This window comes from Flavobacterium tructae (genome assembly GCF_002217475.1).
GTDB lineage: Bacteria > Bacteroidota > Bacteroidia > Flavobacteriales > Flavobacteriaceae > Flavobacterium > Flavobacterium tructae.
In genome coordinates this window covers 18,201-32,408 of record NZ_MUHH01000016.1, presented here as the reverse complement: position 1 = coordinate 32,408, position 14,208 = coordinate 18,201, and the positions used below count along the sequence as shown (strand labels likewise).

Here is a 14,208-nt window from a genome sequence, read left to right as displayed (position 1 = left end):
CATCTTACAAAAAAATGCGACTATTGGATATTCATTCTAAATTCTTCAATAACCGGATTTGCTTTGGCAAAATCAGTTTCCTGAATAAATACTTCTACTGCTAAATCAGATCCGCCATATCCTCCCATACGAGCCGACTGGATGTTATCTTTTTTTACCGTTTCTACTCCGGCTTCTTCTAATCTTTCTTTCAAAGCAATTGCTAACACTTCACTCCCTGAAAACACTTTCATTAATCCCATGACATTTATTTTTTATCGTTTAATTATTCTTCCTCTTCAATATCATCCTCATCTTCATCAAGCTCCTCTTCTCCTTCATCCTCCATATCAAAAAGATAAGGTTCTACTAACATTTTGTCGGCCAGGATTTCGATACGCTCTGTCAGTTCTTCAGCAAAAATAATTCGCTGTACTTTAGCAATACTGTTTGAAATACGCATGATTTTAGTTTCATGACGCAATTTCAGAATTGGATCGGCATCATCCAGAATAAACATTTTCAGACGGTTTACATTGTAGCCCGCTGTTGTAAACATATCACTCAATTTATTTGGTGTCCCGATTAAAACGTCAATTCCCGTAGAAACATAATTTTTATCATAATCCATATCGCCTTTATCGTGTACACCATAAACTTCAAGATTAGTATACTTTCCGTATTTTTCAAAAAGCGCTTCCATTTCCAACACTTTGGCTTTGTCTTCAACAATAATCAAAGCACGTGGCGATTCTTCGGTTTTCCCTGCCAATTGCTGAATGACATTTAATACAATTGTTGTCGATTTTCCACTCTTTTCCGGAGAAAGAATGATACAATCAGCCCCACTTTTAATGGTCGAAAAAGTTTCCTGCTGCAACGCATTTGCTTCTGTTAAACCATTCTCAATTAAAGCGTCTTGCAACTTCTCGTTTATTTTTTTCAGTTTCATTTTTTTTATGCTTTAAGCTTTAAGCTATACGCTGTAAGCAAAAATTTATTTCGTTTTTATAAAAGCTTAAAGCCTAAAGCTTAAAGCGTATTGCGCGAAGCATCTACTTGCTTGCAAACATTTTCACATCGGTTTCCGAGATTTCACTTCCTCCCAAAATGATTAATCTTTCCACTACATTTCGAAGTTCACGGATATTTCCTGTCCAATCGTATTCCTGCAATAGCTTTATAGCTTTTGGCGAAAATACTTTTACCGAATTACCTTGTTCTGATGCAATTTTCTCGGTAAAATGAGTAATCAATGCCGGAATATCATCACGTCTCTCGTTCAATGGCGGTACTTTAATTAAAATTACTGCCAGACGATGGTACAAATCTTCACGGAAGCGGCCTTCTGCAATTTCAGTTTTCAGGTCTTTATTGGTTGCTGCTACCACACGCACATCGACTTTGATGTCTTTTTCAGCTCCAACTCTTGTGATCATATTTTCTTGTAGCGCACGTAACACTTTGGCTTGTGCCGAAAGACTCATGTCTCCAATTTCATCCAGGAAAATAGTTCCCTTATCGGCTGCTTCAAACTTTCCGGCACGATCTTTCACCGCCGATGTAAAGGCTCCTTTTACGTGTCCAAACAATTCGCTTTCGATCAATTCGCTTGGAATAGCCGCACAGTTTACTTCTATCAAAGGAAAATTTGAGCGCTCGCTTTTTTCATGTAACTGATGTGCTACCAGCTCTTTTCCGGTTCCATTTGGACCTGTAATCAAAACTCTGGCTTCGGTTTGGGCTACTTTATCAATCATTACTTTAATATGACTGATCGCTTCGCTTTCCCCTACCATCTCATAATTTTTACTAACCTTTTTCTTCAGAATCTTATTCTCTACTACGAGTTGTTTTTTATCTAAAGCATTACGAACAGTGTTCAGCAATCGATTCAAATCTGGTGGTTTCGAAATATAATCAAAAGCTCCTAAACGCATCGTGTGAATCGCGGTTTCCATATCGCCATGACCAGAGATCATAACCATTGGAATTTCCGGTTTAATCTTTTTTACTTCTTCTAAAACCTCAACCCCGTCTAATTTTGGCATTTTGATATCACACAATACCAAATCGTAATCGTTGTTTTTTATTTTCTCAAGACCTGCTGCACCATCTTCAGCTTCATCTACCTGATACGTATCATTTTCTTCTGATAAAATTTTTACCAAAACTCTTCTGATGGACGCTTCGTCTTCTATAATTAGTATTTTACTCATTCTTTTGAGGTTCTAAGGTTCAGAGTTACTAAGGTTCTAAGGTTCTAAGGTTTTTCTATAAGAAGCTAAAAAACTTAGCATCTCAGAATCTTAGCTACTTTAAAAATTAATATTTAAGCCATTTATACAATTCTTTCCAGGTTGGTTTTTTGCCGTACATTAAAATCCCTATTCGGTAAATTTTGGCGGCGAACCATACTACAAGGAAAAAGGTAGCAAACAATAATGATACCGAAATCGCAATTTGCCACCACGGCACTCCAAACGGAAGTCGCATTAACATAACAATTGGCGAGGTTAGCGGAATCATCGAGAATACCACAGCAATGGTTCCGTGAGGATCATTTACAACCGTAAAAAAACCAACATAGACACTCAAAATCAACGGCATAATGATCGGCAAAAGAAATTGCTGCGAGTCCGTTTGATTGTCCACTGCAGCACCGATAGCTGCGTAAAACGAACTGTATAAAAAATATCCTCCGATGAAATAAATCACAAAGCCAATGATAATACTGGCAATTGGTAAATTCCATAATTCGCGAATATACATTTGAGCTGTTCCCGACATTTCATGCTGGGCAGACTGCATTAATTCCGGTGAGATTCTGGCTGTTGGACCAACATTTACTCCAAAAAAAGCCGATGCTGCAAACATTAATCCTAAACCTATGATGGCCCAAATCATAAATTGAAGCAATCCTGCAAGTGAAGTTCCCACAATTTTACCAATCATCAGCTGAAATGGTTTTACCGACGAAATAATAATTTCGATGATTCGGTTGGTTTTTTCTTCAATCACACTTCGCATGACCATATTGCCGTAAATGATAATAAACATCATAATCAGATACCCAAAAGCACCTCCTATTCCGATTTTTATCTCATTCAATCCTTTTAAACTCTCTTCTCCGGATGCTTTTACCAAATGAATATTCACATCCGATTGCGCTTTCTGAATGGCCAAAGTATCCAGTTTTGCCGTTTCAAGATTTATTTTGGTAATTTTTGATGCAATTACATCCTGTGTTTTTTCGACAAAAGAAATACTGGGACTGTTATTCGAAATAAACTCAATTTTACTTTCTAAATCTGATAATTTACCGGTTTTTGGAATAACAATTAAACCGTCAAAGCTTTCGTTAGTAATACTGTCTTTTAGAGCTTTTGTATCAATTTCAGACAAATTGAGGTATTTAAACTCGGCTTCTTCCTTATTCTGTTTTAGAAAATCCTGTGCAAACAAACCTGTTTCGTCATGAATGGCGATTCTTTTCGTCTCTGCTTTCATTGAACTCAGATACCCAATGAATCCTGCGATTGCCACAAACAATAACGGACTCAAAAAGGTCATGACAACAAAAGACTTATTGCGTACTTTTGCAATAAATTCTCTTTTTATAATCAAAGAAATGATGCTCATAAATATTTTAATTTTCAAATTCCAAATTCCAGTTTCAGAGCGATCAAAATTGGAATTTGGAATTTATTTTTTGGAATTTTATTTTTTGTTTTCGGTAACTGTTTGAATAAAAATATCGTTTATGCTTGGTATTTTTTCTACAAAATGGGTAACCTGTCCGCGTTGCGTTAGTAAATGCAATAGCTCATTTGGCGCTGCGTCTCCAATTTGAATATCCAGTTTCAGATCGTCATTTAAGGATTTAAAACTTGCCGGCGACACGGTGAATTTTTGTGTAATGTCATACATCAGGCCTTCTACATTATCCGTTAGAATACCCACTTCAAAACTATTGGTTCGGAATTGACGCTTAACATCACTTACTTTTCCTTCAATCAGTTTATTTGATTTATGAATTAAGGCAATATGATCACATAGTTCTTCTACACTTTCCATACGGTGTGTCGAAAAAATAATGGTAGCTCCCTGTTCTTTAAGTGCCAGAATTTCATCTTTAATTACGTTTGCATTCACAGGATCAAATCCCGAAAAAGGCTCGTCAAAAATCAGCAATTTAGGCTTGTGCAGCACACATACTACAAACTGAATTTTTTGCGCCATTCCTTTAGAAAGCTCCTGAATTTTCTTGTTCCACCAGCCTTGAATTCCAAGACGGTCAAACCAATATTCTAATTGTAATTTTGCCTCAGCTTTAGAAAGTCCTTTCATTTGAGCCAGATACAAACATTGTTCTCCAACTTTCATCGAAGTATACAATCCTCTTTCTTCAGGAAGATAACCAATATGTTGTATGTGTTTGGGCTGTAATTTTTCTCCATCCAAAATCACTTCACCACCGTCAGGTAAAGTAATTTGATTTATAATTCGGATCAGGGAAGTTTTTCCGGCTCCATTGGGACCTAGTAGTCCATAAATACTACCTTTTGGTACATTTAATGAAACTTCGTTAAGCGCTACATAATCACCGTATTGTTTTACGACTTTATGTACTTCGAGTAAGTTGCTCATGCTATAATTAAGATTTTCTGCGTCAGTTTGACCATTGTGGCATTATGGATGTAAAAGTAAATAAATAGTATCGAAATCTTGTACTATTCACACAAAAAACCCATTCTACGGTTTGCTATAGAATGGGTTCCTTAAATTTATTGTTGATTCCTTTTAGAAAAAGTCCGATTTATGAAAACATATCTTTTACCTTTTCAAAAAATGATTTTTCTGATTTTTCAGGACTCGGAATAAAGTGATCGTCGTTAAGTGCATTTTCAAAAAATTGTTTTTGCTCTTTGTTCAACGTTTTTGGTGTCCATACATTTACATGAACTAACAAGTCTCCACTTCCGTAACCATTGATACTTGGAATACCTTTTCCTTTTAATCTTAAGATTTTTCCGGATTGAATTCCTTCTTCTAATTTGATACGAACTTTTCCATTAATTGCTTCGATGTCTTTAGAAACTCCTAAAACGGCTTCCGGGAAACTGATGTATAAATCGTAATGAATGTTTTCGCCTTCACGTTTCAGAAACTCATGTTCCAATTCTTCAATAGCAACAATTAAATCACCAGGAATACTGTTTCCCGGAGCATCATTTCCTTTATTAGAAACTTTTAACTGCATACCATCTACCACACCCGCAGGAATTTTGATTGAAACAGTTTCGTCTTCCAAAACCATTCCCTGAGCATCCGCTTCAGATGGTCTTTTATCTAAAATCTGACCAGATCCGCCACAAGTAGGACAAGTTGACGCAGATTGCATTCTTCCTAAAATAGTGTTGGTTACACGCATTACCTGTCCCTGACCGTTACAAGTCGAACATGTTTTATAGGTAACTCCTTTAGCCTGAACTTTACGTTTTACTTTTACTTTTTTCTCAACACCATTTGCAATTTCTTCTAAAGTCAGTTTAACTTTAATTCGAAGATTGCTTCCTTTAGCACGACGAGGGCCACCGCCTCCGCCTCCGCCGAAACCACCAAATCCACCGCCAAAAATATCACCAAACTGGCTGAAAATGTCATCCATATTCATACCACCGTGACCACCGCCAAATCCGCCAGAACCATCAAATGCCTGATGTCCGTACTGATCGTATTTCGCTTTTTTGTTCGGATCGCTTAGTACTTCATAAGCTTCTGCCGCTAATTTAAAGTTTTCTTCTGCCTCTTTGTCGCCCGGATTTTTATCCGGATGATATTTTAATGCACTTTTTCTATAAGCTTTTTTAATTTCGGCAGCGTCAGCATTTTTTGAAATGCCTAGTATTTCGTAAAAATCTTTTTTCATAATTTAGGTTAAATTGCTTCGCCAGTTCGCTAGCGCTTGTGTCCAAACTTAAAATTCCGAATTCCAATACTTTTAAAAATTGACTTTCAGAATATGTCATTTGCTTTTCTTAGTTCCCGATAACAACTTTAGGGAAACGAATAATTTTGTCTCCTAATTTGTAACCTTTTTCGATAACATCAACAATTTTCCCTTTTAATTTCTCAGACGGAGCCGGAATTTGGGTAATTGCCTCAGCAAAATCAGCATCAAAAGCATCACCTGCTTTTAATTCAACTTGCTCTAAACCTTTAGAAACTAAAGTATTTTTTAATTTTTCATGAATCAATTCAACTCCTTTTGTCAAAGTTTCATCTTCCGATTTATTGATCTCTACTATAGCTCTGTCAAAATCATCTAAAACTGGCAACATGGCCAATAAAACATCTTGATTTGCAGTTTTAAACAAATCGATACGCTCTTTTGAAGTTCTTTTTTTGTAATTTTCGAATTCAGCAAATAGTCTCAAAAACTTATCTTTTTCTTTTGCCAAGTCTTGAGCCAATTGCTCTTCAACACTTAATTCTTCAACAATTAACTGCTCACCGTTGGCGTTGTTCTCTAACGTTACATCATCTAATTCCTGATCGAATTCTGTATTTTCCGTAGTCATATTACTTTTATTTTTAAAAATATTCTTAAACTTCATTTTTTATTCTTTCTTTTGGATTGCAAAAGTACTGCCAAATCTTTCAAAATGTCAAATTGTCACTTTATTAAAACTGAGTCATTTAAAAAGTAAAAACAGCCTTTTAAAATTTAGTATAATTTTAAGACTATCACGATATAGATTATAGTATATTTGAAATCCAATTGAAAACTAAATTATTACCTATCAAAATTGAATTTAAGGGTTAGCCTCGGCTTTGTAAATAATTATTAATTCAAGTTTACCTTATATTAAAAAAAGCTTCGCCTTATGAGACGAAGCTTTTTTTTATGATTTCTTTTGTGATTGTGTTAGAACATTTTTTGACCACCTCGAATTCGCGAATTATTTCTAATGTGACTTTTCAACCAAAATAAATTTACAGAATCTATGAGAGACAAAAAACCTCCAATTTATCCAACTGACATAAAGAACTAAGTCAGTAAAGCAATAATCTTAAACAGAGGAAGCAAGACTATTATTGCACGGGCGGAGGGATTCGAACCCCCATCAACGGTTTTGGAGACCGCTATTCTACCCTTGAACTACGCCCGTATTTTGAAGTCGCAAATTAAACGTTTTTTTTCTCTTCCGGCAACTATTTCACCGCTTTTAATTCAATAAAAAATCAGCAACACTACAGCTCTTTACCTAACTTTTTCTTCTGCAACGAATTACAAAAAACATTCTTTGAACAGACCATTTACTAACGGATGTAAAAGTAAATCTGCTTGAAGTAAAAATCAAGCCAAACTTATCTTTTTTTAGCCACGAATTCACGAATTAATTCTTAACAAGCCTACATAAAAACAAAAAATCTGCTTAATCTGCCGAATCTGCGTGAAAAAAATCACACCAGACTTGTCTCCCTTCCGCCACGAATTCTCGAATTAGTTCTTAACAAGCTTACGTAAAAACAAAAAATCTACTTAATCTGCCGAATCTGCGTGAAAAAAATCACACCAGACTTATCTCCTTTCTGCCACGAATTCGCGAATTATTTCTTAACAAGCTTACGTAAAAACAAAAAATTTGCTTAATCTGCCGAATCTGCGTGAAAAATAATCAAGTCAGACTTGTCTCCCTTCCGCCACGAATTCCCGAATTAGTTCTTAACAAGCTTACGCAAAAACAAAAAATCTGCCGAATCTGCCGAATCTGCGTGAAAAATAATCACGTCAGACTTGTCTCCTTTCTGTTACGAATTCTCGAATTATTCCTTTTTTAGATCTCGTTTAAGTAAAAAAAATGCGCAAATTCGACTGAATCTGCGCAAAAAAATATTTTATTTCAGCATAAAAATCTAAGCCAGCAAAGCATTTTTCAATCCTTCAAAATCTACCGTAATCTGCTCGCCTGTTACCAGGTTTTTAAGTGAATACGAATTCGAAGCGATTTCCTGATCTCCCGCAATTACCGCGAAAGGAATCAGTCTTTTATCAGCATATTGAAACTGTTTCCCTACTTTTACGTTATCCGGATAAAGCTCTACTTTTATATTTTCCTGACGTAATTTCTGAATGGCCTGTGACGCATACAAAGCCTCTGCATCTCCGTAATTAATAAACAATGCTTTTGAAGTCGCCGAAACAGTTTCCGGGAACAACTGAAGTTCTTCTAAAACCAAATAAATACGATCTAGTCCGAAAGAAATTCCAACACCACTCATATTTTTCAAACCAAAAATACCCGTCAAATCGTCGTATCTTCCACCACCTCCGATAGAACCCATCGAAACTGATTTTGGAGCCGCTACTTCGAAAATGGCTCCGGTATAATAGTTTAATCCACGAGCAAGAGTCACATCTAAATCTAAAGTAGCTGTCGACAATCCTAAAGTTGCCACATTGTCACAAATAAATTTAAGCTCCTCCACACCTTTCATTCCTTCTTCTGACGCTGCTAATAAATCTGAAAGCTGATTGATTTTATCTGCAAAAGTTCCGGTAAAACTAAAAAGAGGCTGCACTTTTACCAATGCTTCTTCAGAAATACCATTCTCGATCATTTCTTTTTTCACACCATCTTCACCGATTTTATCCAGTTTATCAAGAGCCACCGTAAAATCAATTAATTTATCAGAAGCACCAATCACCTCAGCAATTCCGGATAAAATTTTTCTGTTATTGATTTTAATGGTTACCCCTTCTAAACCTAATGCAGTAAAAACGGTATCGTATAATTGCACCAATTCTACTTCCTGCCACAACGATTTTGAGCCCACCACATCGGCATCACACTGGAAAAACTCTCTAAAACGCCCTTTTTGCGGACGATCAGCTCTCCAAACCGGCTGAATCTGATATCTTTTAAACGGAAACTCGATTTCATTCTGGTGTTGCACCACATATCTCGCAAATGGAACTGTTAAGTCATAACGCAATGCTTTTTCAGAAATTTGTTTTGTAAACGAATTTAATTCAACTCTTTCTGCAATAGTAATTTTATCAGCAGAAACAGCCTGAAGCTGCTCGATAGATTTTGGCAGTTCAATTTTACTTTTATTGTAGAAAAAATTTCCTGAATTTAATATTTTAAAAATCAAACGATCTCCTTCTTCCCCGTACTTCCCCATCAAAGTATCTGAATTTTCAAATGAAGGGGTTTCAATCGGCTGAAAGCCAAATTTCTCAAAATTATGTTTGATAACCTGAATAATATATTGACGTTTTGACACCTCCGCCGGTGAAAAATCTCTTGTTCCTTGTGGTATGCTTGGTTTTGAAGCCATTTTTTTAGATTATTAGATTTTTGGATCTTTAGATTATTAGATTTTTTTTGAATCTTAAAATTTAAAAATCTCCTTATGAATTACTGTCTTTTCAGAACTTCCTTTTCTCAGATTCTGAACGACTGCAAATATCTTACTTTTTAAAATAAATAATACCACTTCGAAAACAAACTTGTAACAAAAAACGTATTTTCGTGACAAATAGATCATGATGCTAAAATTATTTAAAGAAAATATCCGAATTGCTTTTGGTTCTATCAAAACTCAATTGCTGCGTACGATTCTTACCGTTTTAATTATTGCTATCGGAATTACTGCTTTGGTAGGAATCCTGACGGTCGTTACGGCACTTGAAAATACGGTTTCGACCAATTTTGCATCCATGGGTGCCAACACCTTTAACATCAATCAATACGAAAACAATCTAAAAAACAGAGGAGGAAACGAACGCGAAATCATCAATCCGATTATTTCTTACCCGGAGGCAGTAGCCTTCAAAAATAAATACAAATATCCTTTTACCGAAACTTCACTTTCTTTTACCGCTACCTCTAAAGCTGAAGTAAAATATTCAGACCAAAAAACCGATCCGGAAATTACGATTGTTGGTGTCGACGAGCATTTTATCTCTAATTCAGGTCTGGAAACTACTTTAGGCCGTTCTTTCAACCAATTCGACATTGAAAACAATACTTACTCGTGTGTTGTAGGTTCTGATTTTGAAAAAGGCTTACTAAAAGACGTTAACCCAATTGATAAAATTATCTCTATCCGCGGTGCCCGATTCAAAGTGATCGGTGTTTTAAAAGAAAAAGGCTCAACCTTCGGTAACAGTCAGGATTTACGTGTTTTAATTCCAATTCAGGTCGCACGATCTTTGTTTACTACACCAAAAATCAACTACACCATTAGCGTGATGGTTTCAAAAAAAGAACTTTTGGACGAAGCTGTAGACAATGCCACAAGTACGATGCGCAGGGTTCGCAAATTAAGCCCTGTTCGTGACAACAATTTTGGTATTGGGAGAAGTGACGATTTAATTAACCGAATTCTGGGAATCACCAAATATCTCGGATGGGCCTCCTGGATTATTAGTATCATCACGATTCTGGGGTCATCAATTGCTTTAATGAACATTATGATTGTTTCGGTTACAGAACGAACCCGTGAAATTGGCGTTCGAAAAGCCCTGGGAGCAACCAAAATAACGATTTCAGTACAGTTTTTTATCGAAACCTTATTAATTGGTCAAATAGGCGGCTTGGTTGGTATTGTATTAGGAATTCTTGTTGGATTTGCCTTTGCAGCCGCGATGAGTTTTGCTTTTGTAATTCCTTGGGTAGCTATCTTTGCTGCTTTTGCTACCAGTTTTATGGTTGCCATTGTTTCCGGTCTGTATCCGGCAATAAAAGCATCACAACTGGATCCGATTGAAGCATTACGATATGAATAATTTCTAGTTTACAGTTACAGTTTGCAGTTAGTTGTAAGACTGAAAACTGAGACTGAGACTAAAAATTGAGACTGCGACTGCAAACTCAAACAGTTCCCTTAATCATACGATCATTATCGTAAATATCTTTTTTCAGTTCAATATTATTGAAATTCATCTTTTCCAATAAATCAATCATCTCTTTCCCCAGATACTGATTGATTTCGAAGTACAATTGTCCGTTTTGCAAAAGATTTTCCCTGGCCAGTTCAGCTATTTTTCTGTAAAAAATCAAAGCATCGTTATCGTCTACAAAAAGAGCTAAATGCGGCTCATAGTCCAAAACATTCTTTTTAATCTCTTCTTTTTCTAAATTCCGTACATAAGGCGGATTTGAAACAATGATATCAAAGTTGTGCTTCAATTCTTCTGCCTCTAAAATATTCTGAAGCATAAAAGTAACTTCAACTTTATTCCGGACTGCATTTCTTTTAGCCGTTGCTATTGCTTTTTTAGAAACGTCAATTGCATACACTTCTGCATGGGGAAGGTTTTTTGCCAAAGAAATGGCAATGCAGCCACTGCCGGTTCCAATATCAAGGATCTTGATTTTTTTTGATTTAGTTCCTCCTGAATTATCATTAACAATCCATTCCACCAACTCTTCTGTTTCGGGACGGGGAATCAGAACATTTTCATTGACTTCGAAATCTAAGCCGTAAAAATGGGTTTTACCTAACAAATACTGAATCGGAACTTCTTTCTTTAATTGCAGTACTAAAAAATCCCAAATCAGAAAATCATCTTCTGAAAAAGCCAATTCATGATTCAATGCCAAATCAATTTGTCGTAATTGATGCTTATCTTCAAGAATTAAATAAAAAAAACTTTCCGCTTCATACGCATCGTAAAAGGGTGATAAATCTTTAATGAACTGAGTCCGATATTGTTTGATTTTCATTTTGGGTATTTGAGCATTATTTTTCAGCCAAGGGCAACCGTATTACAAGATAAGTATTGTAACGTTAATTTGCTACACTAATTTCCTATAATTTTTTCAACATCCAAACAGGACAGGAACTGTGACCTGTGTTACCCATAGGAGCTTCTAAATATTCAAAACCTGATTTTACATATAATTTTTGCGCGGCATGCATAAAAGGCATCGTCTCGATATAACATTTTTCAAAACCAAAAATTTTCGCTTGCTCTAAACACTTCTTCATCATCACACTTCCAATTCCCAAGCCCCTGGTTTTCGGCAAGAAATACATCTTCTGCAACTCACAAATCTCCGGAGAACCATTTTCTAAAGGCGCAATTCCACAGCAGCCTATAATTTCACCTTCCTTTTCAACCACATAATAAACTGATTTCGGCTTATTGTATTCTTCAAACATTAAATCTAAATACGGATCTTCATAAGCAGTTCCTACTTTAGGTATTTCCATTTCATCAAATACGGATCGTATTAAATGTGCAACTGCCTGATTGTCTTCTTTTTTAATAGCTCTAATAGTCCAATTTTCCATATTTCATTACTCCTTTAATGTCATTACAAAAGTAAAAATACTTTTTCGATAGTTGCTTAACTCCCCCAAAACTATCGGGACTAAACTCAAAATTAACTACTTTTGTATCGTGAATATACATGAAAAATACATAAAACGCTGCATCGAACTGGCTCAAAATGGTTTTGGAACTACTTATCCAAACCCCATGGTTGGGAGCGTAATTGTTTACAACAATCAGATCATCGGAGAAGGCTGGCACAAAAAAGCGGGAGAACCACATGCAGAGGTTAATGCCGTACGTTCTGTAAAAGACAAATCACTGTTAAGCAAAGCGACGATATACGTTAGTTTAGAACCTTGCAGCCATTTTGGGAAGACACCTCCATGCTGTGACTTAATTATAGAACATAAAATTCCACATGTGGTTGTTGGAACTGTTGATCCCAATGAAAAAGTAGCAGGAAAGGGCATCAAAAAACTAATCGAAGCCGGAACAAATGTTACTGTTGGAGTTTTAGAAAAAGAATGTTACGAACTTAATAAACGCTTTTTTACTTTTCACCAAAAACAGAGACCTTATATACTATTAAAATGGGCCGAAAGTCAGGATGGTTTTTTATCTCCTGAAAAACAAAAAGATGCAGAAAGAGAACCAATTTGGATTACCAATTCCTATTCCAGACAATTGGTTCACAAATGGAGAAGTGAAGAACAGGCAATTTTAGCGGGAACACAAACTGTTATTGATGACAACCCGAAATTAAATACCAGAGATTGGTCAGGGAATAATCCGGTGAGGGTTATTTTGGATCAAAATAACCGCATTTCGAAAGACAGTTTTGTTTTTGACGATAGCATAAAAACCATCGTATTTACAAAATCTGAAACCAGCCTTCCAACAGAAAACACTACCTTTACAGTAATCGATTTTGAACGTAGCATTGTACCGCAGATCACAACAGCTTTGTATCAAAATCAGATTCAGTCTGTTATTATCGAAGGAGGCGCTAAGACTTTACAATCCTTTATAGACCAGAATATTTGGGACGAAGCCCGCATTTTTATTGGAAAAACCTCTTTCAAAAACGGAACTAAAGCACCACTTATTCCAAAAGAAAACGTGACAAAAACCAATATTCTCGACGACGAATTATTAAACATTAGAAATCATGATTGATACTATAATTTTTGACTTTGGAGATATTTTCATCAATCTGAACAAACAGGCAACTATTTCGGGATTGCAGAAATTAGGACTAAAAGAATGGAATGCAGAATTAGATCAATTGAATCTTTTGTTTGAAACCGGAGACATTTCAACTGAGGATTTTCTGACGGGCTTTCAAAAACAACTTCCAAATGCCACTACGGAACAAATTCTGGAAGCTTGGAACGCCATTTTAGCAGACTTCCCGTTATACCGACTGGAATTTTTACAACTGTTGTCTCAAAAATACCGCTTGTTTCTATTGAGTAATACTGACTCTATACATATTGAAACTTTCGAAAGTAAAACTGGTATTTCGTTTTACAGTGATTTTTATCAATGCTTTGAAAAAGTTTATTTTTCATTTGAAATTGGCATGCGAAAACCAAATGCAGAAGTCTTTCAATATCTCATCAACAAACACGAACTATCCCCAAAAAGAACTTTGTTTGTAGACGATAAAAAAGAAAATACAGATTCAGCCGCAGCACTGGGATTTCATGTCTGGAATTTACAAGTTGGACAAGAAGATGTTATTGATTTATTTGACAAACAAATCCTTTAACGTTTTCTGCCACAGATTAAAATGATTAAAATAATTCTTTTTACGCCGATTGCGCCGATTTCATTACAATTATAATCTGTGACTAAAAAATCAACCCTAGCTTAGAAATCAATCATAAACACAAAAAGATAAAATCCATTTAATCTTTTTTAATCAGTGG

At 35.7% G+C, this 14,208-nt stretch carries 13 protein-coding genes and 1 tRNA gene; 3 read left to right on the top strand and 11 right to left on the bottom strand.

Translation table 11 applies throughout. From position 1 onward, the window contains the following. Positions 1-20 precede the first annotated feature (20 nt). The 9 genes from B0A80_RS04480 to hisS all read right to left on the bottom strand — a co-directional run bounded on the left by B0A80_RS04480 (position 21) and on the right by hisS (position 9,330). A complete protein-coding gene (locus B0A80_RS04480; RefSeq protein WP_017495103.1) occupies positions 21-242 on the bottom strand; it encodes a putative signal transducing protein in 222 nt (73 codons plus the stop codon). Between the two features lie 23 nt (positions 243-265). Then, positions 266-931 carry a DEAD/DEAH box helicase gene (locus B0A80_RS04475; protein ID WP_089076565.1) on the bottom strand — a complete coding sequence of 222 codons (666 nt, stop codon included), beginning with the start codon at positions 929-931 and terminating at the stop codon, positions 266-268. Between the two features lie 103 nt (positions 932-1,034). After that, the gene (locus B0A80_RS04470) at positions 1,035-2,198 is read right to left on the bottom strand and encodes a sigma-54-dependent transcriptional regulator (protein WP_070907512.1); all 1,164 of its coding nucleotides are present in this window, start codon (positions 2,196-2,198) and stop codon (positions 1,035-1,037) included. 106 nt (positions 2,199-2,304) lie between these two features. Further along, positions 2,305-3,621, bottom strand: coding sequence for an ABC transporter permease (locus B0A80_RS04465; RefSeq protein ID WP_089076564.1), 1,317 nt, complete (start codon positions 3,619-3,621; stop codon positions 2,305-2,307). A gap of 78 nt (positions 3,622-3,699) precedes the next feature. Beyond that, positions 3,700-4,629: an ABC transporter ATP-binding protein gene (locus tag B0A80_RS04460; RefSeq protein WP_089076563.1), complete on the bottom strand. Its 930-nt coding sequence runs from the start codon at positions 4,627-4,629 to the stop codon at positions 3,700-3,702. 169 nt (positions 4,630-4,798) lie between these two features. After that, positions 4,799-5,911, bottom strand: a complete 1,113-nt coding sequence (gene dnaJ, locus B0A80_RS04455; RefSeq protein ID WP_017495097.1) for a molecular chaperone DnaJ — start codon at positions 5,909-5,911, stop codon at positions 4,799-4,801. Positions 5,912-6,020: 109 nt separating this feature from the next. Further along, entirely contained in the window at positions 6,021-6,599 is a 579-nt protein-coding gene (locus tag B0A80_RS04450) for a nucleotide exchange factor GrpE (RefSeq protein WP_017495096.1), read from the bottom strand. A gap of 484 nt (positions 6,600-7,083) precedes the next feature. Beyond that, positions 7,084-7,154 (bottom strand) — tRNA-Trp (locus tag B0A80_RS04445). Between the two features lie 748 nt (positions 7,155-7,902). Then, complete coding sequence (gene hisS, locus B0A80_RS04440; protein WP_017498611.1) at positions 7,903-9,330, bottom strand: histidine--tRNA ligase; 1,428 nt, start codon at positions 9,328-9,330, stop codon at positions 7,903-7,905. 208 nt (positions 9,331-9,538) lie between these two features. On the opposite strand from hisS, the gene B0A80_RS04435 reads away from it, so the two are divergent. Further along, complete coding sequence (locus B0A80_RS04435; RefSeq protein WP_070907516.1) at positions 9,539-10,783, top strand: ABC transporter permease; 1,245 nt, start codon at positions 9,539-9,541, stop codon at positions 10,781-10,783. A gap of 85 nt (positions 10,784-10,868) precedes the next feature. Here B0A80_RS04435 and prmC read toward each other — a convergent pair whose 3' ends face one another. Then, positions 10,869-11,723: a peptide chain release factor N(5)-glutamine methyltransferase gene (gene prmC / locus B0A80_RS04430; protein WP_089076562.1), complete on the bottom strand. Its 855-nt coding sequence runs from the start codon at positions 11,721-11,723 to the stop codon at positions 10,869-10,871. Between the two features lie 85 nt (positions 11,724-11,808). Beyond that, positions 11,809-12,294 (bottom strand): GNAT family N-acetyltransferase, encoded by a 486-nt coding sequence (locus tag B0A80_RS04425; RefSeq protein WP_089076561.1) that lies wholly within the window; start codon positions 12,292-12,294, stop codon positions 11,809-11,811. 109 nt (positions 12,295-12,403) lie between these two features. Here B0A80_RS04425 and ribD point away from each other — a divergent pair, with 109 nt between their 5' ends. Both ribD and B0A80_RS04415 read left to right on the top strand, forming a co-directional pair. Beyond that, positions 12,404-13,453 carry a bifunctional diaminohydroxyphosphoribosylaminopyrimidine deaminase/5-amino-6-(5-phosphoribosylamino)uracil reductase RibD gene (ribD, locus tag B0A80_RS04420; protein ID WP_089076560.1) on the top strand — a complete coding sequence of 350 codons (1,050 nt, stop codon included), beginning with the start codon at positions 12,404-12,406 and terminating at the stop codon, positions 13,451-13,453. Further along, positions 13,446-14,048: an HAD family hydrolase gene (locus B0A80_RS04415; protein ID WP_089076559.1), complete on the top strand. Its 603-nt coding sequence runs from the start codon at positions 13,446-13,448 to the stop codon at positions 14,046-14,048. Before ribD ends, B0A80_RS04415 begins: the two co-directional genes overlap by 8 nt. Positions 14,049-14,208: the final 160 nt, after the last annotated feature.